The organism is Sphingomonas sp. 37zxx (assembly GCF_000786205.1).
GTDB lineage: Bacteria > Pseudomonadota > Alphaproteobacteria > Sphingomonadales > Sphingomonadaceae > Sphingomonas.
On the sequence record NZ_JROH01000026.1, the window covers coordinates 25,770 to 50,384 of the forward strand.

19 protein-coding genes and 5 pseudogenes are annotated in these 24,615 nt (G+C 63.8%); 11 read left to right on the forward strand and 13 right to left on the reverse strand.

Annotated elements, in window-relative coordinates:
• Positions 1-39: 39 nt before the first annotated feature.
• Positions 40-441, reverse strand: coding sequence for a DUF2147 domain-containing protein (locus tag QU44_RS11310; RefSeq protein ID WP_052134718.1), 402 nt, complete (start codon positions 439-441; stop codon positions 40-42).
• Between the two features lie 171 nt (positions 442-612).
• On the opposite strand from QU44_RS11310, the gene ubiA reads away from it, so the two are divergent.
• Genes ubiA through QU44_RS11325 form a run of 3 tightly spaced genes read left to right on the forward strand, consistent with a single transcriptional unit; the run spans position 613 to position 3,653 of the window.
• On the forward strand, positions 613-1,527 hold the full coding sequence (ubiA, locus tag QU44_RS11315; RefSeq protein WP_033922278.1) for a 4-hydroxybenzoate octaprenyltransferase: 915 nt from the start codon (positions 613-615) through the stop codon (positions 1,525-1,527).
• Between the two features lie 31 nt (positions 1,528-1,558).
• Complete coding sequence (locus QU44_RS11320) at positions 1,559-2,893, forward strand: TldD/PmbA family protein (protein WP_033922279.1); 1,335 nt, start codon at positions 1,559-1,561, stop codon at positions 2,891-2,893.
• Positions 2,883-3,653, forward strand: a complete 771-nt coding sequence (locus QU44_RS11325; RefSeq protein ID WP_033922281.1) for a 3'(2'),5'-bisphosphate nucleotidase CysQ — start codon at positions 2,883-2,885, stop codon at positions 3,651-3,653. The genes QU44_RS11320 and QU44_RS11325 overlap by 11 nt, the downstream gene beginning before the upstream one ends.
• A gap of 153 nt (positions 3,654-3,806) precedes the next feature.
• Here the strand turns inward: QU44_RS11325 and QU44_RS11330 are convergent, their stop codons facing one another.
• Together QU44_RS11330 and QU44_RS11335 are read right to left on the reverse strand one after the other, a co-directional pair.
• Entirely contained in the window at positions 3,807-4,511 is a 705-nt protein-coding gene (locus QU44_RS11330) for a hypothetical protein (protein WP_033922282.1), read from the reverse strand.
• A 25-nt stretch (positions 4,512-4,536) separates the two neighbouring features.
• Entirely contained in the window at positions 4,537-5,736 is a 1,200-nt protein-coding gene (locus QU44_RS11335; RefSeq protein ID WP_033922283.1) for a toxic anion resistance protein, read from the reverse strand.
• 199 nt (positions 5,737-5,935) lie between these two features.
• Between QU44_RS11335 and typA the strand changes: the two genes are divergently transcribed.
• Positions 5,936-7,750, forward strand: a complete 1,815-nt coding sequence (gene typA / locus QU44_RS11340) for a translational GTPase TypA (RefSeq protein WP_033922284.1) — start codon at positions 5,936-5,938, stop codon at positions 7,748-7,750.
• Between the two features lie 106 nt (positions 7,751-7,856).
• Here the strand turns inward: typA and QU44_RS11345 are convergent, their stop codons facing one another.
• Positions 7,857-8,276 carry an EVE domain-containing protein gene (locus QU44_RS11345; RefSeq protein WP_033922285.1) on the reverse strand — a complete coding sequence of 140 codons (420 nt, stop codon included), beginning with the start codon at positions 8,274-8,276 and terminating at the stop codon, positions 7,857-7,859.
• A gap of 142 nt (positions 8,277-8,418) precedes the next feature.
• On the opposite strand from QU44_RS11345, the gene QU44_RS11350 reads away from it, so the two are divergent.
• Complete coding sequence (locus tag QU44_RS11350; RefSeq protein WP_033922286.1) at positions 8,419-8,787, forward strand: hypothetical protein; 369 nt, start codon at positions 8,419-8,421, stop codon at positions 8,785-8,787.
• An 82-nt stretch (positions 8,788-8,869) separates the two neighbouring features.
• The gene (locus QU44_RS11355; RefSeq protein ID WP_033922287.1) at positions 8,870-9,157 is read left to right on the forward strand and encodes a DUF3297 family protein; all 288 of its coding nucleotides are present in this window, start codon (positions 8,870-8,872) and stop codon (positions 9,155-9,157) included.
• 62 nt (positions 9,158-9,219) lie between these two features.
• On the opposite strand, the gene QU44_RS11360 is transcribed toward QU44_RS11355, so the two are convergent.
• The gene (locus QU44_RS11360) at positions 9,220-10,026 is read right to left on the reverse strand and encodes a LytR/AlgR family response regulator transcription factor (RefSeq protein WP_033922288.1); all 807 of its coding nucleotides are present in this window, start codon (positions 10,024-10,026) and stop codon (positions 9,220-9,222) included.
• A complete protein-coding gene (locus QU44_RS11365) occupies positions 10,023-11,120 on the reverse strand; it encodes a sensor histidine kinase (RefSeq protein ID WP_033922289.1) in 1,098 nt (365 codons plus the stop codon). Before QU44_RS11365 ends, QU44_RS11360 begins: the two co-directional genes overlap by 4 nt.
• 244 nt (positions 11,121-11,364) lie before the next feature.
• On the opposite strand from QU44_RS11365, the gene QU44_RS11370 reads away from it, so the two are divergent.
• On the forward strand, positions 11,365-14,616 hold the full coding sequence (locus QU44_RS11370; protein ID WP_033922309.1) for a TonB-dependent receptor: 3,252 nt from the start codon (positions 11,365-11,367) through the stop codon (positions 14,614-14,616).
• Positions 14,617-14,697: 81 nt separating this feature from the next.
• Here QU44_RS11370 and ligA read toward each other — a convergent pair whose 3' ends face one another.
• Positions 14,698-16,785, reverse strand: a complete 2,088-nt coding sequence (gene ligA, locus QU44_RS11375; RefSeq protein ID WP_033922290.1) for an NAD-dependent DNA ligase LigA — start codon at positions 16,783-16,785, stop codon at positions 14,698-14,700.
• A gap of 214 nt (positions 16,786-16,999) precedes the next feature.
• Positions 17,000-17,242: pseudogene (locus QU44_RS11380) on the reverse strand (IS3 family transposase); the annotation flags it as partial.
• Between the two features lie 259 nt (positions 17,243-17,501).
• On the opposite strand from QU44_RS11380, the pseudogene QU44_RS18245 reads away from it, so the two are divergent.
• From QU44_RS18245 to QU44_RS17805, 3 pseudogenes are all read left to right on the forward strand, one after another.
• Positions 17,502-17,867: pseudogene (locus tag QU44_RS18245) on the forward strand (helix-turn-helix domain-containing protein); the annotation flags it as partial.
• Between the two features lie 34 nt (positions 17,868-17,901).
• Positions 17,902-18,471, forward strand: a pseudogene (locus QU44_RS11385) (IS21 family transposase); the annotation flags it as partial.
• Positions 18,461-18,550: pseudogene (locus tag QU44_RS17805) on the forward strand (IS66 family transposase); the annotation flags it as partial. The pseudogenes QU44_RS11385 and QU44_RS17805, both read left to right, overlap by 11 nt.
• Positions 18,551-18,554: 4 nt before the next feature.
• On the opposite strand, the gene QU44_RS11390 reads toward QU44_RS17805, so the two are convergent.
• The 4 genes from QU44_RS11390 to QU44_RS11405 form a co-directional block, all read right to left on the reverse strand.
• Positions 18,555-19,118, reverse strand: coding sequence for a TetR/AcrR family transcriptional regulator (locus QU44_RS11390; protein ID WP_033922291.1), 564 nt, complete (start codon positions 19,116-19,118; stop codon positions 18,555-18,557).
• Between the two features lie 109 nt (positions 19,119-19,227).
• Positions 19,228-20,082, reverse strand: a complete 855-nt coding sequence (locus QU44_RS11395; protein WP_052134722.1) for an SGNH/GDSL hydrolase family protein — start codon at positions 20,080-20,082, stop codon at positions 19,228-19,230.
• A gap of 1 nt (position 20,083) precedes the next feature.
• Positions 20,084-20,875 carry an SDR family NAD(P)-dependent oxidoreductase gene (locus tag QU44_RS11400; protein WP_033922292.1) on the reverse strand — a complete coding sequence of 264 codons (792 nt, stop codon included), beginning with the start codon at positions 20,873-20,875 and terminating at the stop codon, positions 20,084-20,086.
• 28 nt (positions 20,876-20,903) lie between these two features.
• Positions 20,904-21,461 (reverse strand): DUF4334 domain-containing protein, encoded by a 558-nt coding sequence (locus QU44_RS11405; RefSeq protein ID WP_033922315.1) that lies wholly within the window; start codon positions 21,459-21,461, stop codon positions 20,904-20,906.
• A 679-nt stretch (positions 21,462-22,140) separates the two neighbouring features.
• On the opposite strand from QU44_RS11405, the gene QU44_RS11410 reads away from it, so the two are divergent.
• Positions 22,141-23,193, forward strand: a complete 1,053-nt coding sequence (locus tag QU44_RS11410; protein WP_081988000.1) for an alpha/beta hydrolase — start codon at positions 22,141-22,143, stop codon at positions 23,191-23,193.
• Positions 23,194-23,300: 107 nt separating this feature from the next.
• On the opposite strand, the pseudogene QU44_RS17810 reads toward QU44_RS11410, so the two are convergent.
• Positions 23,301-24,213: pseudogene (locus tag QU44_RS17810) on the reverse strand (ISL3 family transposase); the annotation flags it as partial.
• Positions 24,214-24,615: the final 402 nt, after the last annotated feature.

The following is a 24,615-nucleotide window of genomic DNA, read 5'->3' on the forward strand; positions in this document are numbered from 1 at the left end:
CGGCCCGCCGCTGCAAATCGACCGCATTTCACCGGGGTGCTATTTCACCCGTATCCAGCGTTGTGCGCGGCAGCCGAAATTGCCGAACAGGCATCCAGTGCCGACCAGCGTGTTTCGATCGGCGAGTTCAACCGTGCCTTCGAACGCGCGGCCAAGATCGGGGACGAACACTTCGCCATACCAGGTGCCTTCACGATATTCGAAATTGCGGAATAATTGCGTGCCCACCAGCGGATCGTCGCTGGCGCGCGCGACATCGGCCTTCGCCTTTGCATTCGCCCAGATCACCGTGCCGCACATCGCGCGCCCGCATCGCTGCGCGCGGATATGGACGCTGTTGGTGGCATTGCGCCACACGCCCGACCAATCGGGCGCGGTCTGTGCCGCGGCGGGCGTGGCGGCCAGGATCAGCGCGGCAATCGTGCTCAAGCGACCGAGCATACGGTGGTTCCTTCGATAAGGTCGGCAGGGGGTAAGCGGCTCGAACGGGTGGATGCGGCGCGCGGTTCCGTCAATGGCTGAACCCCGCTTTGCCCGCTGGTGCTGCTTAGTGCGAAGGCTGGGGCAGGGACAGGTGTGGCCTGCTCCCGCCAAACCGGGCAATAGGCGCGCATGACCATGCAGATCGTTCCAGACACCGAACATCGCGGGCTGATCGGCCTGCTGCCCGCTGCCATGCGCCCCTTTGCAATGCTGGCGCGGTTTGATCGGCCGATCGGCTGGTGGCTGCTGTTCTGGCCGGGTGCCTGGGCGATCGCCTTGGTCGGCAGCGCGATCGCGCGCTGGGATCTGATCGGCTGGTTCCTGCTGGGCAGCATCGCGATGCGCGGCGCTGGCTGTGTATATAACGACATCGTCGATCGCGACCTCGACGCGCAGGTCGAACGCACGCGCAGCCGCCCTTTGCCCTCGGGCGCGGTGTCGCTCAAGGCTGCCTGGGGCTGGCTGCTGCTGCTATGCGCGATCGGGCTGGTGGTGCTGCTGCAATTGCGCTGGCAGGCGCAACTGGTCGCGGTCGCCAGCCTGGCGCTGGTCGCCGCCTACCCCTTCATGAAGCGGATCACCTGGTGGCCGCAGGCGTGGCTGGGCATGGTCTTTTCCTGGGCGGCGCTGGTGGGCTGGGTCGAGATCGATACTAGCCGACTCGCGCCGATGCTGTTGCTCTATGCTGGCAGCATCGCGTGGGTGATCGGCTATGACACGATCTATGCACTGCAGGATGTCGAGGACGACGCGCTGGTGGGGGTGCGATCGTCGGCGCGGGCGCTGGGGGCGCGGGTGAAGCCCGGCGTCGCCGCCTTTTACGCCGCCGCGATCGGGCTGTGGGGTGCGGCATTCTGGCAGATATTTTCGGACCCGCTGGCGCTGGCATTGCTGATCCCGGTGGCGCTGCATCTGGGCTGGCAAGTGGCGACGCTAAAGCCCGCCGACGGCGGGAATGCGCTGGCGCGGTTCCGCTCGAACCGCTTCGCCGGCTTTGTCATGTTCCTTGCCTGTGCGACGCTTGGCGCGGCCAGCAATCTTTGACGTTGCCGCTTCGCGTTCCTAAGTGCTTTCAATGCTGACCCCCGAACAAGCGCGCGATGCCGCGTGCCATGCCGTTGATCGTGCCCGCGCCGCCGGAGCCGATGCCGCCGACGCCACCGTCGCCGCCGATTCATCGACGGCGGTGTCGATCCGCCTGGGCGCGGTCGAGGATGTCGATCGTTCGGAGGACGAGGGGCTGTCGCTGCGCGTCTTTGTCGGCAAGCGATCGGCGAGCGTATCGTCGTCGCGCTTCAACCCCGACGAGATCGCCGCGCTTGCCAAGCGCGCGGTGGCGATGGCGCGGCTTGCCCCCGAAGACCCTTGGGCAGGGCTTGCCCCGCAAGACCGGCTGCTGCGCGGCAACGCCCCCGATCTCGACCTGTGGGACGGCGGCGCGTCGGACCCGCAGGCGCTGAAGGCACGCGCGCAGGCCGCCGAAGACGCCGCGCGCGCAGTCGCCGGCGTCACCAACAGCGAAGGCGGCAGCGCTTCGGCGCGCGAGGCGGTGACCGCGCTTGCCACCAGCCACGGCTTCGCCTCGGCCTATCGCACCACCAATTATGGCGTGTCGGCCAGCGTGATCGCGGGCGAAGGCAGCGCGATGCAGCGCGACTATGCCTATGATTCGCAGCGGTATCAGGCGGCGCTCGAATCGCCCGGCTCGGTTGGGCTTCGCGCGGGCCAGCAGGCGGTGGCGCGGCTGAACCCGATCAAATTGCCCAGCGGGCCGCTGCCGATCCTGTTCGATCCACGGATCGGATCGGGGCTGCTTGGCCATTTCGTCGCGGCGATTGCGGGCAGCACGATCACCCGCGGTACCAGCTTCCTCAAGGACATGCTGGGCAAGCGCGTCTTTGCCCCCGGCGTGTCGATCCATGACGATCCGCACCGCCCGCGCGGACTGCGCTCGCGCCCGTTCGATGGCGAAGGGCTGCCGGTATCGCCGACGATCCTGGTCGAGGACGGGATGCTGGAAACCTGGCTGCTCGACAGCGCATCGGCGCGCCAACTGGGCATGGAGCCGACCGCGCATGCCTCGCGCGGCGGCGGGGTTTCGACCAGCAACCTGTATATGGCGGCGGGCAAGCTTCCGCGCGAAACGCTGCTCGGCGATGTGAAGCGCGGGCTGTATGTCACCGAACTGATCGGCCAGGGGGTCAATGGCGTCACCGGCGATTATAGTCGCGGCGCGGCGGGTTTCCTGATCGAGGATGGCGAGATTACCCGTCCGGTCGCCGAAATCACCATCGCGGGCAATCTGAAGGACATGTTCGCCGCGCTGACTCCGGCAAGCGACCTGGTGTTCCGCTATGGCATCAACGTGCCGACGCTGCGCATTGATGGGATGACCGTCGCTGGTGATTGATGCGCTGGCCCAGCGGATCGGCGCGATCACTGCCGAGGCCGGCGCGCTGGCGATGGCGCGATTCGGCACGCCGATGGCGCAATGGGAAAAATGCCCCGGCGAGATTGTGTGTGAGCTTGACCTGGCGGTGAACACGCTGCTGCGCGAGCGGCTGATGGCGTTGCTGCCCGATGCCGGCTGGCTGTCGGAGGAGACCGCCGACAATGCCGACCGGCTCGATCGCCGCCGCTTATGGGTGGTCGATCCGATCGACGGCACCCGCGATTATCTGCGCGGGCGACCCGGCTGGTGCGTGTCGGTGGCGCTGGTCGAGGATGGGCAGCCGGTGGTCGGCGTGCTTGCAGCACCGGCGCGCGGCGAACACTGGCGGGCAGTGGCGGGGCAGGGGGCATATCAGGGCGATCTACGCCTGACGGCCAGTGATCACGCAACGCTCACCGGCGCGCGCGTGCCCGCCGATGTGCTGCCCAAGGCCGACCGCGATTTCGTGACGGTGGCAAAGCCCAATTCGATCGCGCTGCGAATGGCGATGGTGGCGGCGGGGCAGGCCGATCTGCTGGCGACGCTGCGCTGGGGTAATGAATGGGACATTGCAGCAGCAGTGCTGCTGGCGCGCGAATCGGGGGCGGCGGTAACCGACGCCAACGGCGCGCCATTGTCGTTCAACACCCCGCGCGCGCGCGCCTTCGGCGTGCTGACGACCGCGCCTGCAATCCATGCGGCGGCGGTGGCAAGGCTGCGCGAGCGGTCAGGGTCTTAGCCCTCTCCCGCAAGCGGGAGAGGGTTGGGTGAGGGCCTTCTGCCTTCTGCCGGTGCGCCTGAAAACAAGACCCTCACCGCTGCGACTAGGGGCCGCAAGTGCGACCCCAAGCCCCGCTGCCTCTCCCGCAGGCGGGAGAGGGCAAAGCGCATCTCAAACCTCGCCGTCGCCCTGATAGCGGATTTGCAGATAGCGGCCGCGCGTTGCCAGCAGGTCGAGATCGCCTTGCGCCAATTGGGTGGTCATCTGCGCGATTTCGTCGTCGATCACGCGCAGGCCGCTCAGCAATTGCTGGTCGGGGGTCATGCCGTTGCGCTCGGTGCGGCGAAGCGGTTCGGGTACCCTTGCATAGCCATTGAGCAATTCGGGCAATTGTTCGGCCACCAGCTTGCGGACTTCGGCGGCGGCGGGTTCGCGCTCGTCGAGGCTCACCAATTGCGGGCTCAGTGTTTCGAGCTTCACCCCGATCGAATCAACCAGCGTCTGCGCCGGCGCGGGCAGCATCCGCCGCTGGGTTTCCAGCCATTGCTCGGTCTGGAGCGGCAGCGCCTTGAGCGGGGTTTCGGCCAGACGCTGCGGGGTCGGCGGCGCATCGCCCGGATAGATTGCCAGCAGCCAGGTGGCGGCGATCAGCAGCGCCATCACCGCCAGCGCGCCGAGCACTCCCAGCGGCACGAACGCGCTGAGCACCAGCGCGCCGACGATGATCGTGGCATCGGCGGCGGCGATCCGCCCGACGCGCTTGAGCATCGCGGCTTCGCGATTGCGCTTGCCGCGCTTGCGGACCTGGCCATAGCGTTCGCGCGACCGGTCGAGCGCCTCCGACGCGCGCGCGATCTGGCGATCGACGTCGGTCATGACCGCCTCTGCTGTCGCGGTGCCATCACATCGACTCCAGCTTGAACGCACTGTCGGCCGCACCCGCATTCTGCGCCGCACCCTCGGCCCGCGCGATATAGCCGCGCGAACGCTCGACCTCGGTCGACAGCGTGTCGACGGTGGTCTTCATGCTGCCCAGTGCCTTGAGCTTGAAACTATCGATTGCATCCATCGTATCATAGATATTCTGGAACGCGCGCTGGAGCGTTTCGACCGGAATCGTCGACGATGCCGCCTGTTCGTGGATCGTCGCGGTCTGCGACTTGAGCAGCGTGCCGGTCGAATCGATGATGTTGGCGGTGGTGGTGTTGAGCGCGGTGATCTGGTCGAGCACCAGTTTCTGGTTGGTCAGCGCCTGCGCAACGGTCACCGCGGTGCGCAGCGCCGAGACGGTGGTGGTGCTGGCGCGATCGACGCCCTTTACCAGCTCGACATTGTTCTTCTTCACCAGATCGAGCGCCAGATAGCCCTGCACGCTCACCGCCATCTGCGTCAGCAAATCCTGCGTCCGCTGGCGCGCATAGAACAGCGCGCTTTCGCGCAACGCCTTGGCCTTGGCGGGATCGCTGTGGTCGAGTTCGGCGGCCTTGGCCTCGAGCTTGGCGTCCATCACCTTCGACAAATGGATCATCTGTTCGAGCCGCCCCATCGCGCTCCACAGATTGGCGCGCTCGGTGTCGATCGCGGCATTGTCCATCAGCAGCTCGTCCTTGCCCGAGGCGAGCGACTTCAGGATCGACGAGATATGCGTTTGCGAGCTTTTATAGCTGTCGAAATAATCGCGCATCTTGTTGCCAAAGGGCAGGATGCCGAACAGCTTTTTGGGCGCGGTGAGATTGCCCTGCTTGCCGGGGTCAAGATCCTCGATCAGCCGGCGAAGCTGCGCCAGATCGGCCCCGACGCCGCTTTCCTGGTCCATCGCGCGCACCGGGCGATCTAGGAAGCGGTTCGACTGGCCCGCCGCCTCGCGAATCTCGCGATTGCCCATCGCGCCGATCGCATCGACGCGCTTGCCGAATTCGGGCGAATTGACGTCCTGTGCGATCAGATCGTCGATAAACCCGTCGACCCGCGCTTCCAGCTCGGACTTTTTGGCATCGTCGACCGGCACCAGCCCGGCGGCCTTGGCAGCGGTCACCACCGGCACCGGCTCGGGGGGAGTCAGCGTCAACATCGGTTCGGCAGTCGCGGTTTCGGTCGCCATAGTCCCTCCAGCGTGTTGGTGACGAAGATGGCCGGGATCGCCGATCGGTTCAAGTGTGTCACTGCAATGACACACTGCATATTCCCGCGCGCGCCTTTGTGCTTCGAGCGGATCGACAGCCTTGGGGGTTCCCGCAACGCACCAAATACGCTAAGCGCGCGCCAAGCGCACCTTGCGCCAACAGTTTTCGGGAAATCACATGAACCTGCGCAACGTGGCGATCATCGCCCACGTCGATCACGGCAAAACCACGCTAGTCGATCAACTCTTCCGCCAGTCGGGCACGTTTCGAGACAATCAGCGCGTCGAGGAGCGCGCGATGGATTCGAACGACCTCGAAAAGGAGCGCGGGATCACCATTCTCGCCAAGTGCACCTCGGTCGAGTGGGAAGGCACGCGGATCAACATCGTCGATACCCCGGGCCACGCCGATTTCGGCGGTGAGGTCGAGCGAATTCTGTCGATGGTCGACGGCGTCATCCTGCTGGTCGATTCGTCCGAGGGCGCGATGCCGCAGACGAAGTTCGTGACCGGCAAGGCGCTGGCACTGGGCCTCAAGCCGATCGTCGTGGTCAATAAGGTCGATCGCGCCGACGAGCGCATCCAGGAAGTGCTGGACGAGGTGTTCGACCTGTTTGTCAGCCTCGAAGCGAGCGACGAACAGCTCGATTTCCCGGTGCTCTATGCCTCGGGCCGCAACGGCTATGCCGGTGAGGATCCGCTATCGCGCGAAGGCACGCTGACGCCACTGTTCCAGAAGATCGTCGATCATGTGCCGCCGCCCTCGGCCGATCCCGATGGCCCGTTCAAGTTCCTGGTAACCTTGCTCGATCGCGACAATTTCCTTGGCCGCATCCTCACCGGCCTGGTCTTTTCGGGCTCGATCAAGACCAACATGGCGATCCACTCGCTCGATAACGAAGGCAATGTCGTCGAGACCGGGCGTGCGTCGAAGATCATGTCGTTCCGCGGGCTTGAGCGCGTGCCGGTCGACGAGGCCAATGCAGGCGACATCATCTCGATCGCTGGCCTGACTACGACGACGGTGTCGAACACGATCTGCGACCCGTCGGTCAGCGAGCCGCTGCACGCGCAGCCGATCGATCCGCCGACGCTATCGATGCGCTTTGCGGTCAACGATTCGCCGATGGCGGGCCGTGAGGGCACCAAGGTGACGTCGCGCATGATCCGCGACCGTCTGCTTCGCGAAGGCGAATCGAACGTCGCGATCAAGGTGACCGAAGCCGAGGACAAGGACAGCTTCGAAGTCGCCGGCCGCGGCGAGCTTCAGCTTGGCGTGTTGATCGAAACGATGCGCCGCGAGGGTTTCGAGCTGAGCATCAGCCGCCCGCGCGTGCTGTTCCAGGACGGCGACGCCGGCCTTGAAGAGCCGTATGAGACTGTCATCATCGACGTCGACGATGAATATTCGGGCACGGTCGTCGAGAAGATGGCGATCCGCAAGGCCGAGATGACCGACATGCGCCCCTCGGGCGGCGGCAAGACCCGCATCACCTTCTCGGCCCCCAGCCGCGGGATGATCGGCTATCATGGCGAATTCCTGTCGGACACGCGCGGCACCGGGATCATGAACCGGCTGTTCGAGAAATATGGCCCGCACAAGGGCAAGATCGAAGGCCGCAAGAACGGCGTGCTGATCTCGAACGGCGCGGGTGAGGCGGTTGCCTATGCTTTGGGGCCGCTCGAAGAGCGCGGCATCCTGATGGTCTCGCCGGGCGAGCCGCTGTATGAAGGCATGATCATCGGCGAGAATGCCAAGCCCGACGATCTTGAAGTCAATCCGATGAAGTCGAAGGCGCTGACGAACTTCCGTTCGACCGGCAAGGACGACGCGATCCGGCTGACCCCGCCCAAGCGGCTGACGCTCGAGCAGGCGATCGCCTATATCGACGATGACGAGCTGGTCGAAGTCACGCCCAAGTCGATCCGGCTGCGCAAGCGCCACCTCGACCCCAATGAGCGCAAGCGCGCGAGCCGTTCAAAGGCCGCGTGAGGCTCTCAGGCTAGCGAAATGCGAAAGGCCGGTCCCGATAGGGGCCGGCCTTTTCGTTGGTGGCTAAGCCTTCGCTCGCCAGCCTGAACGGACAGGGATGGGGGCGCTAGCCCTTCGCCATCTCCCGCACGACATCCCATTCCTCAGGGCTGACCTTGCCCACCGACAGCCGCGAATATTTGACCAGTTCCATCGCGGCGAGGCGCGGCTCGGCTTTCACCGCCTTGAGCGTCACCGGATGCGGCAGCGGCTCGATCGGCTTCATCTGTACCGACACCCAATTGCCCTCGTCGCCGTCCTTCTGCGCCTCGCGCGCAACTTCCATGATGCCGACGATCTGCAGCCCGATATTGCTGTGATAGAAAAACGCGCGGTCGCCGACCTTCATGTCGCGCAGGTTGCGTGCGGCGGTGTGGTTGCGCACGCCGTCCCATTCGGTGCTGCCGTCCTTCACCAGATCGTCCCATCCGAACACATCGGGTTCGGACTTCATCAGCCATAACGCCACGCCGCTTTCTCCGTTCATCTATCTAAACGCCCGCTGAACACACGGTTCTGCGCGAGTTCAGCCGCGCTGGCATAGTTTGCGACCCATCGGCAAGTATCCGCGCGTACCCCAAGTCCATCTACGCGCTCCCCAGCGCCGAGCAACGAGGAGGTCAACGACGATGCACATCATCACCAGGGCAACCATCGGCCTGGTCGCGGGCGCCACCACGCTCGCCGCCGCCGCCCCCGCCCAGGCGCAGCGTTATTATGACGATCGCCCGCGCGGCGGCGATGTCGCCACCGCCGCGATCATCGGCGGCGTCGCCGGCTTGGCGATCGGGGCGGCGATCGCCGGCGACAATCGGCGCAATTGGCGCGGCTATGACCGGCGCTATTACGGCCCGCGCCATCGGGGTAATTTCTATGGCCCGCGCTACGCCTACGCGCCGCGTTACGCTTATAATCCGCGCCGCGCCTATCGCCGCAACTGCATCGGTCGGCAGTTCGATCCTTACAGCGGCCGCAGCTTCCGAGTCCGCTATTGCTGAACGCGGCTGATCGAACGGGGGGCGGCAGGGCCGATGGCATCGCCCTCTTTCGTTCGGCGCGGCGCGCGGCTATGCCCGCCGCATGACCGACACCCCTCCCGATCGCCTTTCGATCAACCCGACCAGCCCCCATTTCGACCAGCCGACGCTCGAGCGCGGCATCGGCATCCGCTTCAAAGGTGCCGAACGCAACGACGTCGAGGAATATTCGATGTCCGAAGGCTGGATCCGCGTGGCGCTTGGCAAGAAGGTCGACCGCAAGGGCAACCCGCTGACCATCAAGCTGACCGGCGAAGTCGAGGCTTATTTCCAGACGCCGGTACCCGGCGGCGAAGATGAAGCGATCGGGTCGAACGACGCCGAGGATTAACCGCACAGCCCCTTATCCCGGCAGAAGTCCGGGGTAAGGGGCTGCGAGCGTCGCGCTAAGCCTCAGTGGACGAAACGCGCCACCACGTCGCGATAGCTGCGGGACACCTTCACCTGTGCGCCCGAATTGAGCACCAGGAAACATTCGCCATTGGTATGTGGCTTCACCTGCTTGACCAGGTCGAGGTTGACGATCGTCGAACGATGCACCCGCTGGAACCGGCGCGGATCGAGCCGCTTTTCCAGATCCTTCATCGTCTCGCGCAGGATCAGCGTGTTGTCGCCGGTATAGATGCACATGTAATCGCCCGCGGCGTCGATCCGCTCGATCGTGTCGACATCGACGCGGAAGATCTGGCCGCGATCCTTGATGTTGATGAGCTTTTCGAAGCGATTGGCCGCATGCTGGTCGCCGCCGGCGTCACCCGCCATTGTATCGACCGCATCGGGCGCGACTTCGGCGAGCACTTCCATCAGTCGGTCGACCTCGACCGCGCCGCGCTTTTCGGCCAGCCGCTGGCGAACGCGATCGAGCGTGTCGGCCAGCCGCGATTCCTCGACCGGCTTCATCAGATAATCCATCGCCTGCGCCTCGAACGCGCGGATCGCATGGTCCGAATAGGCGGTGACGAACACGAACAGCGGCGGCTCGACCTCCATCAGCCCCTGCACCACCGAAAACCCGTCAAAGCCCGGCATCTGGATGTCGAGAAAGACCAGGTCGGGCTTGTGCGTCTTGATCGCGCGGATCGCCTCGCGCCCGTTCATGCACTTGTCGATGATCTCGACGTCCTCATAGGGTTGTAGCCGTAATTCCAGCCCCTGGATCGCCAGCGGTTCATCGTCGACGAGAATGGTACGGATGGTCATGCTGCCTCGCGGTTGGGTTCCTCGACCTGGAACGGTATTTCAATCTCGACGCGAAAGCCGCCCCCCGGGTTTGCACCCGTTTCGAAGCGATGGTCGGTCCCGAAGGATTGCGCCAGCCGCTCGCGAATGTTGGTCAGTCCCACGCCGGTTGAAAGGCTTGGCCGAGATTTGCGCTGCATCAACCCCGGCCCGGTATCTGTCACGGCTATCTGCACCCGATCCCCGGCGAGCCGTGCGGAAACTGCGATCTGCGCCCCCTCCTCCATCGGCGTGACCGCATATTTGATCGCGTTTTCAACCAGCGGTTGCAGCAGCAGCGAGGGCAGGCGCGCATGTTCGACCCGCGCGTCGATGTCGAATGAGGTTTGCAGCCGCTGCTCGAACCGCATCTTCTCGATCTCCAGATACAGCTTCAGCGTCTCTACCTCCTGCGCCAGCGTGACGTGCGCGGTGGGTTCGTTGGCCAGCGTATAGCGCAGGAACGACGATAGCCGGCTGAGCATCACATTGGCGCGCTCGGTCTGTTTCAGCAGCACCAGGGTGGAGATCGAATTGAGCGTGTTGAACAGGAAATGCGGGTTGAGCTGATAACGCAGCATCGCCAGTTGCGCCGACGATGCCTGCGTCGCCAGCGCCTGCATCTGGTCCATCTGCTCCTCGACGATCAGATACCAGTTGATGCCGAAATACAGCGCGGTCCACCCCGCCAGCACGGTGAAGGGGAGGAAGCTGTAGCCCAGCACGCGGGATATATTCACCGTCCGGTCGCTGGGGATGATCGAGGAGAAAATGAAACCGTCGAGCACCGCATAGATGATGGTGGCGACGATCAGCGTGACCATCACCGCCAAAATGCCCGCGATCCGCGGCAATTGCCGATAATAGCCGTACAGCGTCGACAGCAGCAGGGTCAGGCAATAGCCGACGATCGCGTCGATGATGATCGGGATGACTTTTTCCAGCGTCGGGTCGTTCGACACCCCCGACACCATCCGCAGGATCAGATAGCCCGACCACCCCGCCGCCTGGAGCATCCAGAAGGCGCGGCTCTTGTCCTCGAAAAACGGACGCGAAAGGATTGCGGGTCTGGCCATGATTGCGTCATACTCAGGTTTGGCGGGGTGCAAAATAGCCAGGGCCGAACGGTGTTGCCGCAGTGCAACACTGGTTTTATCTTTGGCCGCTGCGGCCCCCGCCCTGTCCCGATGTAAACAAAGTGTCACAGCTCTCGACCAAGGGCTTTCTCATCGCCTGCGGACACGCGGCACTGCCGTTTTGAGATCAACACCGTTCGGCATCGCGCGTTCGGCACATTTTTCGGCATTTGGGGGAATGAACATGAAGCATTTATACGTTGGGGTCGCGCTTGCGGCTTTGGTTGCGCCGGTCGCCGTATACGCACAGGAAACCACCGGCACCGTTCGCGGTTCGGTCGTCACCGCCGATGGCAGTGCGGTCCCTAATGCCGAAGTCGAACTCGTTCATGCACCGTCGGGCACCCGTGCAACGGTAACCAGTGATGCGTCGGGCGGATTCAGTGCATCGGGCCTTCGGCTTGGCGGTCCTTATGAGCTGACAGTCACTGCCGAGGGATTTGATCCCGTTAGCCAAACGCTGCAAGGCTTGCAGGCAGGCGCACCGCAGCGCGCAGAGATCGTGCTGGCCGGTGCCGGGGACACTATCACCGTAACCGGCACGCGGGTTCGCAGTGCGGTAACGCTGGGCGGTGGTGCCGCGACGGTATTGAGCGAGCGTGACATTGCCGGCATCGCCGCAGTGAACCGTGACATCCGCAACCTCGCCGCCCGCGATCCGCTGGTCAGCCTTGATCCCACCAATGGCGGCGCGATTTCGATCGCCGGGCAGAATAACCGCTTCAACCGCTTCACCGTCGACGGCATCGCGTTTGGCGACCCTTTCGGCCTGGAGGCCGGCGGCCTGGTTTCGACGCGCGGCCCGGTCCCGCTCGACGCCATTGGCGAGTTTTCGGTCGAGGTGGCACCGGTTGATATTCAGCAGGGGTTTTTCCAGGGCGGCGCAATCAACGCGCAGTTGAAGTCGGGCGGAAATGACTTCACCGCGCTCGCCGGCTATTATTATGCTGCCGACAGCTTGCGCGGTGTCGAAACCCGTGGCGGCGTCCGCCGTGACGGTGAATTCACGTCCAAAATCTTCACCTTGCAAGCGACCGGCCCGATCATTCGTGACCGCCTGTTCTTTGCGGTGACGTGGGAGCGTCTGCGCGACCGTGTGCCGGCAGACATCAACCCGGCCGTATTGGGCGTGACCGACGGCCAGATCACCCAAATCCAGCAAATCGCAGACTCGGTCTACAGCTTCGATGCGCTCGGGGTTGCAACCGATGTGGCCGAGAATGACGACAAGGTCGTCGCCAAGCTCGATTTCAACATCGCGGACGGCCACCGGCTGGCGGCAACGTATATTTATAACGAAGGCAATGTTCTGGCCGGCCAGACCGGCGCGGGGCAGATCAACGCCACCAACCCGACGCTCAGCCTGCAATCGAACAATTACAACCAGGGTGCCATCAACCATTTCGGCGCGCTTCAGTTGAACAATCAGTGGACCGACAGCTTTTCGACGCAGTTGCGCGCCACCTACGCCGATTACACCCGCCTGCAGGTGCCATTTGGCGACCGCAGCTTCGGGCAGTTCCAAGTCTGCCTGGACGCGGCGTCGGCGCCGGCCCCGCTGGTGTGCCCCACAGGGGTTCGCCGCATCCAGTTCGGCCCCGACATCAGCCGCCAGGCAAACGAACTGTTCTCCACGTCGTACAGCATCGAGGCGCAGGCAACCCTGCAGATGAACAATCACTCGGTGAAGTTCATCGCCGAACGTCGCCTGCAGGACGTTACTAACCTGTTTGCACAGCGCGTGTCGGGCGCCTGGTATTTTGACTCGGTCGCCGATCTCCAGGCCCGTCGCGCCAACGAGGTCGATTTCGCTGCCCCGTTGCTGGGGGGTATCGACACCGTAACTGCAGCATTTGAAAACAACAGCTGGACATTCGGTATCCAGGACACCTGGGACATCAGCGATACGTTGGTGGCCACCTATGGCTTCCGCTACGACCTGTTTGACTCGCCGGATCGTCCGTTTTTCAACCAGGCGTTTTTGACCCGGCTTGGCTTCCCGAACACCGCGACATTAAATGGCCGTGACTTGATCCAGCCACGCATCGGCGTGAACTGGAAGCCAACCACCCGCTTGACTGCGCGTGTTGCTGGCGGGCTGTATGGCGGCGGTAGCCCCAACGTTTGGATCTCGAACAACTTCTCGAACCCTGGGCCGACATTGGGTCGCGTGCAGGTACGCCGCGCTGCCGATGGCACCTTCACCGTCTCGGGTATTGGCGGACTTTCGGCGGCCGATGTCCAGGCGCTGGGCGCGGCGACGCTGAACAATGTTTCGGGCGGCACGGGCATTCCTGCTGAACTGATCACTCGCATCCAGGGCCTTGGCGCAGAGAATTCGCCCACCAACGCGCTCGACCCGAACTTCCGCGCGCCGTCGCAATGGCGTATCTCCGGCTCGGTCGATTACGAAGCCAACCTTGGCCCGTTGGGCGACGGTTGGAACGTTGGTGCCGACGTGGTCTGGTCGCGGGTGAAGGACGCGCTGACCTGGACCGATTTGCGCTCGGTGCCTGTGGGCACGTTGCCCGATGGTCGTCCGCGCTATGCGCCGATCAATACGGCGGCCGGCGTGAACACCGACATGCTGTTGACCAACACCGATCAGGGATATGGCTGGAACATCGTCGGTCGTTTCGACAAGCGTTGGACGAACGGCTTCCGCGTTGGTGGTGCCTATACCTTCCAGCGGGTGAAGGACGTCAACTCCGGCACCTCGTCGGTCGCGGGATCGAACTATAACAATTCGGCGGCGCTCGATCCGAACAATGCCGCTTATGGCACTGCGAACTATCAGCGGGACAATGCCTATCGCTTGTGGGCCAGCTATGACGCTTCGATCTTCGGCGACAATAACACGCGGGTCGAGATATTCTTCAACAGCCAGTCCGGCCAACGCTTCAGCTACACCTTTGCCGATCAGGCATCGGGTTCTGCGCGTTCGAGCGTGTTTGGTACGACGGGTACCAACAACCGTTACCTGATGTACGTCCCGAACGTCGATTCGGCGTCGGCGGATGCCAATGTGATCTATGCTCCCGGCTTCGACTTTGCCGGTTTCCAGCAGTTCATCCAGAACAGCGAACTGGCGGAATATCAGGGCAAGATCGCACCCAAGAATTTGGGCCAGTCGGCGCGGTTCAACAAGGTCGACCTGTCGGTGCGTCAGGAATTGCCGTTGCCGCTGGGTGGTAAGTTCGAGCTGTTCGCCGACATGGAGAACGTGCTGAACTTCATCAACAAGGAATGGGGCTCGCTCCGTCAGGTAGCTTTCCCATATTATGGCACATTGGTGAACGTAACCTGCGCCAACGCGCCTTGCAGCCAATATGTCTATGCCAACCGCCAGTCGGGCGGTTTCCAGGCACCGCAGCAGGTCGTCAATCTGGCACCGTCGCTATGGGCGCTGCGTATCGGCGGTCGCATCCGCTTCTGATCCTTGCCAAGGGTGAGCTGCTTCATCCACGCATGAAAGGGGGGCAGGCTTCGGCCTTGCCCCCCTTTTTTGTTGCCAGCCTCACCCCGCCGCCGCGACGATCGCCAGCCAGCCTGCTTCGTCGACCACGCGCACCCCGGCTTCCTCTGCCTTTTTGCGCTTCGATCCCGCCGCTGTACCCGCCACCAGCAGGTCGGTTTTGGCCGATACCGATCCCGACACGCGCGCGCCCAATGCTTCGGCCTGCGCCTTGGCCTCGTCGCGCGACAGGGTTTCGAGCGTGCCGGTGAACACCACGGTCTTGCCGCTGACTTGCGACGTGCGCTGGACCTGGACGAAGGGTTCGGGGGCGACTTCGCTGAGCAGATCGTCCCACGCTTCGCGATTATGCGGCTCGGCGAAGAAGGCGATCAGCGCCTGGGTCACGATCGGGCCGATCCCCTCGACCGCTTCGATTTCCGCACGCGCCGCTTCGTCGTCATGCGCGCGGGTGGCGACTTCGGCGATCGCTTGCACCGTCCCGAATGCTTTCAGCAATTCGCGCGCGGTGATGCTGCCGACATGGCGGATGCCCAGGCCGAACAGGAAGCGCACCGGATCGGGCGCGCGCTTGGCCTCGATCGCGCGCAGCAGGTTCGCCGCCCACACCTTGCCGTCCTTCTTGCGCGGCAGCAATTGCGCCTGCGTCAGGCGAAAAATGTCGGCGGGAGTATGGAGCAGCCCGTCGGTCACGAAATCCTCGATCTGCTGGGCGCCCAGCCCTTCGATATCGAGCGCGCCGCGGCTGGCGAAATGTTTCAGCCGTTCGGTGCGCTGCGCCGGGCACACCAGCCCGCCCGAACAGCGGATGTCGACCTCACCCTCCTCGCGCACCGCGTCCGAACCACATTCGGGGCAATGAGTGGGGAAGCCCCAGGGCGCGCGGGTATCGTCGCGCGATAGATTTTCCACGATCTGCGGGATCACGTCGCCCGCGCGCTGGATCACCACGCGGTCGCCGGGGCGCACCCCCAGCCGCGCGATTTCGTCGGCATTGTGCAGGGTGGCGTTGGTGACGACGACGCCGCCGACGGTGACCGGCTCGAGCCGCGCGACGGGTGTGAGCTTGCCCGTCCGACCGACCTGAATGTCGATGGCATTGAGGGTGGTCTGCGCGCGCTCGGCGGGGAATTTATGCGCCAGCGCCCAGCGCGGCGCGCGCCCGACAAAGCCCAATCGCGCCTGCCAGTCGAGCCGGTCGATCTTGTACACCACGCCGTCGATGTCGAAGGGCAGGTCGGCGCGTTCGGCCTCGATCGCGCGATAGTGATCTAGCACGTCATTAAGAGAGTTGAGCCGAGCCATTAGATTGGACACTTGTAGTCCTAAAACCTCTACCGCCTGCATCAACTCAAATTGCGTGTCTGCTGGCACATACGATGCCTCACCGACGCCATGTGCCAAGAAACTTAGTGATCGAGATGCCGTCACCGACGAATCTTTTTGACGAAGAGATCCTGCTGCCGCGTTTCGAGGGTTTGCGAACTGCTTTGCACGACCAACGCGCGTGCCATTCGCAGCCAATTCTCGATTCAAATCGGCAAAGTCGGACTTCTTCATAAACACTTCGCCCCTAACCTCAAATATATCGGGAGGCGTTAGGTTCGGTGTTATCGTGAGATGGCGAGGAATCCCGGCAACGTGCCGTACGTTTTCAGTTACGTCTTCACCGGTGGTGCCGTCACCTCGTGTAAGAGCACGGACCAGCAAGCCTTTCTCAAAGCGTAGCGAGCAAGATAGCCCATCGATTTTGGGCTCTGCAGTCAGTGAAATTGGCTCGTCTTTAGCCAGGCTCAGGAAGCGGCGGATGCGCTGGACGAATTCGGCGACTTCCTCGTCCGAAAAGGCGTTGTCGAGGCTGAGCATCGGCCGCGCATGCGCCACCTTGGCCAGATGCGTCGCAGGTGCCGCGCCAACCTGTGCCGAGGGCGAATCGCCGCGCACCAAGTGCGGAAACGCCGCTTCGACGGCTAGATTGCGGCGGACCAGCGCGTCATAGGCGGCGTCGCTGATCTCGGGCGCGTCATCGGTGTGATAGGCGCGGTTATGGTGCGCGAGTTCGGCGGAAAGGCGCGCGAGTTCGGCGACAGCTTCCTCGTCGGTTTGCGGCAATGCGGGGTCGGTGGCCATGCCCGCCTCATGCCGCGCGGCGGGGGAGGGTGGCAAGACCTTCTCCCCGCTTCCCGCGCCTTCTCCCCTCCAGGGAGGGGAGCCGATCATCCCAGCTTATCCGCCGTCCGTGTCTCGAAATCGCCCGCATCGTGCCGCTCGTGCAATTGCCCGGTAAGCGGCCCCATCGTCCGACTGACCTTGCCCCCGCCGCACGTCTCCCTTGACGTGGAGACTATGCTGCCAAGCCAATATGCCGGGCAAGCCATTTCTTTTCGAAGGCCATCGGACTGGAATACTCCAGCGTCGAATGAAGCCGCCGATGGTTGTAGAAGGCGATCCAGTCCATCACCTCGTCCTTGGCCGGGCGCCGCGTGTCGAAGCGCATGCCATGGAGCCGCTCGACCTTTAGCGAGCCGAGCAGCGTCTCGGTCACGGCGTTGTCCCAGCAATCGCCTTTGCGGCTCATCGAACTGGTTATCTTGAACGCAGCGATGAGCTTCCGGTAATCGTTGCTAGTGGATTGATTTTGACATTCGCATCCCGCCTGCGGCACGCTCTCGCTGCGAATGTCAAAATCATAAAATCCACTAGAATCACATTATTGCTAGTGGTCCTGGAGATTCTGACATTTGCTCCTGACTGAGCCGAAGGGGGTAGCAAATGTCAGAATCGGACCACTAGCATATTGGGCGGATTCAACCGGTGGTCGCAACGCTTCAAAGCGGAGGCGGGCGATGGATATCAAGAAGCGACGTTCGAACCGGTGCACCCGATCACAATTGCGGTCGCCGGGAAGGCCACCAGTTGCCAACCGGCAGCAGCGTGCAATGTTCTGGAGCTATGTTGCTACCGGGATGAACAGCGAGGCGGCAGCGGTGAAGGCTGGAGCGTCACAACCGGTCGGCAGCCGTTGGTTTCGGGAGGCCGGCGGCATGCCACCAGCGGAGTTCAGGCTTTCGGCGAAGCCCCTGTCGGGTAGATATTTGTTCCTGACGGAACGCGAAGAAATCGCGTTGCTACTGGTCCAGGGATGTGGCGTTCGCGAGATCCGACGCAACGCGGCAACCCGGATTGGTAATTTCGAGTATCGCGCTACGACGGGTCATACCAAGGTTCATGTCAATGAACCTTGGTATGACCCGTCGCTATGATGCGTTGTGCGAGCATTACGGGATGACGCCGAGCCGCAACAACCGCGGCGTTGCGCATGAGAACGGGTCGATCGAGAGCGCGCACGGTCATCTGAAGAAGACCGTACGCGATGCGCTGCTGATGCGCGGCAGCGCCGCGTTCGACGATCTGGCCACCTATCGGCGGTTCATCGACGAGGTGATCACGGCCAAGAACCGCCGGGCAGCGGCACGCATCGATACCGAGCGCGCCCACCTCCAACAGCTGCCGGATCGGCGGACCAGCGATTACGAAGAAGTGATCGTCACGGTCACCTCGAGCAGCGGCTTCACGTTGCGCAAGGTGTTCTACACCGTGCCCTCGCGGCTGATCGGGCACCGTCTACGTGTTCGGCTACACGATGATCGGCTCGATGTTTTCCTTGGTGCCACCAAGCTGACGACGCTCGTGCGCGGACGATCGTCCAGGGCCGGCAAGCACGGTCACGTGGTCGATTATCGGCATGTGATCCATTCGCTGCGGCGCAAGCCGATGGCGCTGATCGGCATCGTCTATCGCGAGCACCCGGTTCCTTGATGATGGCCGGGTCTGCCTCAGCAACAACGCCGCCGAGCGCGCTCTGCGCTGTGTGCCGCTTGGTCGCAAAGCCTGGCCGATCAAGGCTGCAAGGGCCGGGCCATCAGCCCCTCGGTAAGGATCAGCGCGGCCCTGCCAAGGGCCTTTCCCCGATCCTCAGGGCGAAAGCCATGCGCTACCGCGCCCAGCATCCTGCCAAACAGGGCTACATCCTCGGGCGTCAGATCGGCACGACAGCGCCCTGCGGCGCGCGCCGCGTGAATCGCATCGGCGAAGATCGGGCCGAGCCGGGCCATCGCCGTGCGGATCGCCGGATGCTGCGGATCGGCGAACACCCAATAATCGACCAGCCCGATCCGCAAGGTCATGCGATCGACCATGAAGCCGATCATGCGCGAAAAACCCTCGGCATCGCCGCGCACCTGATCCGCCTGCGCCTGTAGTTCGTCCATGGCCTGTTCGAGCAACGCCGCCAGCAAGCTGTCGCGATCGGGGAAATGACGAAAGAACGTCATGCGCCCAATCTGCGCTTCGCGAATGACATGCTCCAGCGTTGCGGCGCTGCCCGATTGAAACGCGATGTCCGCCGCCGCCAGGATACGCGCGCGGTTGCGCCTGGCGTCGGCGCGCTGGGTGACTTCCATTATCGAAACCTTAGCGCCGCGCGAGGAGGGAAACAATGTCCGGCGGCGGAAACGGATTTCTTTCGCGGGGCAAAGCGCGGACATGTAAACCCATAGCGGCTGACCGTTACTACATGTTTGCCGAGGCGGCCGCCATGACCCTTTGCGCCGAGGCGGCTGCGCCCGCGGCGTTGGGATGGAAGGCCGAGCCCCATTTCCCCTCTGCCCCACGCACCCAGGGGACGGCCGAACAGGCGTCATGCCCGGCACTCGCCGCATCCATATCGACATAGTGCGCACCGGCCCGAAGCGCTGCCTGCTTCGTCATCACGGCCAGCCGACGCGCGACTTCCCGGCTGATGTCGGCTTGCGCTTGGCTGATGCCCAAGGCGGCACAACTGCCGCGTACCGGCAGCACCCGGGGATAGTTGACGACCACGATGACCGCCCGTGGCGCCCGTTCGCGGATGCGGGCGATGATGGTGCCGATGTTGCGGGCCACCGCCGGATAGGGCCGGTCCGCAGCGGGCTCGATCTTGCGCGGGGACAGGCGGCCGAATACCCCCAGACCGCCCGACGACGCCACCAGATCGCCGATATAGCCGAGGTCGTTCCCGCCCGTGGTAAGCGTCACCAGTCGAGCCGCCGGACCCACCGCCGCCAATTGCGGGCCGAGCATCATCTGCCCCCCGTCCAGGATGTGCTGCGAGGTCGACCCCGAGCAACTCATGTCGACAAGCTTCAATCCGGTCTGCCGGGCGACCAGCGAAGGATAGCCGCCCTTGCTCCGCAAACACTGAACGGGGCTGCCGCCGGCCTGCGCTCCCAGCCCGATACCGGCGGCGAAGGAACTGCCCAACGCCACATAGTCACCGGTGGTGTCCGGGACCTTGCTCCCCTGCCAGTAGAAATAGCCGAAGCCCAGCACCGCACCGAGAGCGATCAGGCAGAGCAGCCCCAGGAACAGGCGCCGGATCATCTTCATATCAGGCGTTCTTCACCAGGCGTGGGATCAAGCTGGCCGGAAGCAGGTGCATGACCAGCGCGGCAAGGCCCGAACCCGTACCCGCCAGAACCTGCGCCTTGCCGCCGCGCATCCCGTCATATCCCTCGCGCGCAACGTCGGCGGCGGTGGCGACATGCCCGGTGGCGAACCATTGTTTAATCATCGATTTGCCCTCGAACGTGTCAACTTCGGCGGTGCTGGCGAATTTGGTCTGGACCGGGCCGGGGGTTAGGCAGGTCACGTTCACGCCATGCGGGCGCAATTCCTCGCGAAAGGCATAGCTGAAGGCGTTCACAAATGCCTTGGATGCGCCATACGCCGCGAACCGGGGCGAGGGCACCATGCCCGCGGTCGAGCCGACATTGAGGATATTGCCCGCCCCGCGCGCCTTCATCCGCGCGCCGAACACCGCCGACAGCTTGGCGACGGTCAGCACGTTCAATTGCAGCATCGTCTGGATACGGGCGAGATCGGTATCGACGACATCGCCGAACGTGGCAAAGCCGGCATTGTTGACCAGCGTATCGACCGTCCAACCCTGTGCATCGCAATGCGCGAGCAGCGTCTCTGCGGCATCCAGTTCGGAAAGATCCTGGGTGCGCGTGATCAGCGTCCCGCCGGTCCCGGCCATCTCGGCTTCCAACGCCGTCAGTTCCTCGGCCACCAAGCTGACCGCCAGCACGGTTGCGCCGTCCTGCAGAAACAGGCGGGTCAGTTCGCGGCCTATGCCCGATCCGGCGCCGGTGACGATGGCGAATTCTTGCTGTGACATGTTTAATTTCTGATCGATTGGGAGGGGGTTACGCGGCAACCGGGGCTTCGCGCCGGAGCGTGAACATGAAGGGCCGCTCGAACCCGCGCATGTCCATGGCACCCACCAGGATGTCGGGGCCGACGGCACGGAAGACGTCGTTGATCGGCAGCGCGTCATAGATCATCGTCGCGGTAACCACGCCGCGATATTCGGTCATCCGCAGCCGCGCCTGGGGCTTTTGGGTCGCCAGTATTTTCGCCGACATCCGGAACAGGCCCGATGCGGCACTGCTGCGCGCCAGTTCGATATGATCGATCAACATGCCCATCGGGACTCGCGACGGATCGATCGAGAACAGCTTTTCATCAGCGTCGGCGAACACCAACGGGTGCGCGTCTTCGGCACCGTCGAAGCGTTTGCCGTGCCAGCCGAACTTTTCGAGCAGCCCGTCAAAAACATGGCCGGTCGGCAGGCCGGCGCCGTGCCAAGAACCGATCATCTGATCGAGCGTGGCGGCGGGAAGCGAGTCGTAGAATGCAAGCGCGGTGGCCGGATCGCTGCCCGCCTCAAGCGTTTGCATGCGCGTCGTCAAGTCGCCGGTCATCATTCTTCTCCTTGAAATCTAAGGCCCCCCTGCCCCGATTCCAATATGGTACTTTGAGTACCATATTCAAGGTCGAACAAGCGGTCGATAACGGCACGACAGTCGCGGCACGGTTTTCGGCAGTGGCGCCGCCACCCGGCATGACCCGGATCGTGGGATGCCAGAAGAGAAGCGGCTGGAGTTGGCAGGACAGCGGTGCAGCGGTGTCGTTGCGGCGCTGCCGCCCCGGTTTACCGCGCCGGGATCCGTTCCCAAGGACGTAGGGTGGGAAGCGTCCGCTGGTTTCGGCGCAAGGCCTATGTGGTTGGCACCGACGCCCATGATGGGCACCCGCACCTCAGGCCCGCGCGATTCTGCCAGTTCGATCTGCGGATCACGGCATTCGACGACCGGCATGGACGCGATCGCAGTGTGTACGGCCCTTGGCAGGTCCTCCGATGGCCAGGCCGGTTGACCCGGCAGCGTACCATCGGAAAAATACGAAACGGTAGCATTTGCGGCGCGGAATGATCTAACCGTGCGACTGAAGCATTATGCGCTGATCGAGCTTTGCGATCTGCGTACCTCTGCAGCAGGTCGATCGAGGGCAACGGCAGCAGCGGGCCATCGAGCAGCAGCGCGCATCCGCCAGACACCACAAGGCCCACTGCGCCTTCAGTATACGACAAGGAGACCATCGATGCCGACGCCCACAAAACGCGAACCAGGTGCCGACACCCACCCGCGCAACTGGTCCGCACGCTGGTTGCTGGCGGTCGGCGTTGGGGCGATTGCGGCGGTCGTCGCAGCGCGCCGGGTGCGGAGCATGGCAAAGGTCGCGCCGGAATTGCGCGGTCCCCTGCTGCTCGCGCCGTCCACCATCAACGGCTTTACCCGGCCCCTTTTGCAGTGGCTGCTGAAAAGCACGAACGCAGCGATACCCGCCGGGGTGCGCATGGCGACGCATCCTGTGCGACGTGGCGAGGGCGCGCCGACCACAGGGCTGCTGGTCTTCGAGCGTGAAGAATCGTCTGGCGTCCGCCCTGTTCTGTTCTGGATTCACGGCGGTGGCTATGTCGTCGGCAAACCCGAACAGGACATGGCATTCATCGCCGGGCTGCTGGACCGCCTCGACATCGTGGTGGCGAGCGTCGACTACAGGCTCGCCCCCGATCATCCGTTCCCAGCCCCACTCGACGATTGCCACGCCGCACTCGAATGGGTCGTGGAACATGCCGACGACCTGCGCATCGATCCGGCCCGTGTCGTCATCGGGGGGCAGAGCGCAGGCGGCGGGCTTGCCGCCGCACTTGTGCAGCGGGCGGTGGACCAGGGGCCGATCGCGCCGGTGCTCCAGTTGCTGGTGTATCCGATGCTCGATGCGATGACGGTCGCGCGGCAGGACGATGCGGGAACAGGGGATTTCATCTGGACGTCGGCGAACAACCGCTATGGCTGGCAAAGCTATCTCGGCGGCGACCCGACCCTTGGCAGTTACCCAGCTTATGCCGTACCGGCCGCGCGCGCGGATCTGAGCGGCCTGCCGCCGGCATGGATCGGCGTCGGCACACTCGATCTGTTCTGCGCGGAAGACCGCGCTTATGCCGAGCGGTTGAGAGAGGCGGGGGTGGCATGCGAGTTCCACCTTACCGAGGGCGCATACCACGGCTTCGATATCTTCCGTCCCGAAGCCGCCGCTACGGTGGCTTTCAACGATTCCCTGTTCGCCGCACTGCGCAAGGCGCTTGGATGATCTGTCCTCGGCTAGATGCGACGGTTCGACGGTCCCGACGATCTCGAGCTTTTCGGATGTGAAGCCACCTGCAATATTGGTTCTGACGCAGTTTTGATGATCGGCGGTCATGTCGCGCCGATCAGCCGGGCCTCAAGAAGGTCAAGTTTTCCGCGACCGTACATCTGACGTTTGACCAGCTTGAGTTTGGTGATTTGCCCCTTGGTCTGGCCGTTCGACCATTGGGAGATGACGGCGGCGCGAACGGCGGCAATGTCCCTGGCGACGCCGTTTGCGAACGATGCAATCAGGCTGGCGCGTGCTCGACTTATCCACGGATCAAGTTCAGCGGCGGCTTTCCGGCGGATCATGAGATGGAACCCGTCGATGATCTGGCGGGCCTCGACAAGCGATGGCACACCGGTTTCGACGGCGGCGACGGTGAGCGTTTCCGCTCTGGAGAGGTCATTGCGCTCGATTGTCATCAACCGCGCGATGGTTCTGGCTGAGGGTACGCGGTGGAGCGTGTCAGCATCGACCCTATCGGCGCGCCTTCGGCGTGTTGCCCACTCCGTCACGACGCGAAGTGATCCCCAGAAGCCCTGTGCCTGCAAGGAACGCCACAGTGCGGCGCCATTGTTGCGACCCGCCGCCCACTGCAGATCCAGCCATGGCAGATAGTTCTCAAGGGAGGTTTCTCGGGTCCTGAACACGGCGCTGCGCTTGCCGCGCAGCACCCGCCGAACCGTGCCGCGACTGTGGCCGGTAAGCGCCGCCCCGGTCGCGGGCAATGACCGCCACCTGCGGCTGCGCTGCGAGCCATACCTGGGCGGTCGCTGGTTCCCGGTCCGGCAGCAGACGTATCGGCCGGCGCCGCTCGAGATCGCAGATGATCGTGCCGTATCTTTGATTGCGCCGCCATGCCCAGTCATCAATACCGATCACCGTCGGAGCCGGAGACGGTGGGGTTCCCCGGCGTCGCACGACACGGAGCAGCTTGTCGTTGCCGACAGGCAGCATTAGGCACGCGCTGTGACGAGCGCATGGTGGCCGATCATCGCGCTCATGAACTCGCGGACGAGATCGTCCGCTGCCCGCCTCTTACGAGAGGTCCCCAAGCCAGCTCTCGTCGAGCGAAGCAGTGTTGTTGCAGTCGTAATACCAAGTCGCGTGGAACGCGACGCATACCGCCCGCCCCGCCTCCCCACCCGACCACCAAAGATACCATCAGGCTATGGTGGTCGGGTGGGGAGGCGGGGCGGGCTGGGGATAGGTGAACCTTGGTATAACAGGATGGAACGACGATCATCTCGCCCGGGTTGGGCTTGTCGATGAGCACTTTGGGCGGGTAGCCGCTCTCTGTGGCCCCAATGAACGAATGACCGGTTCCGGGGAGACGGCAGTGCGGCTTCAGCGTCGGCTTGTGTGAAGGATATCGGATGC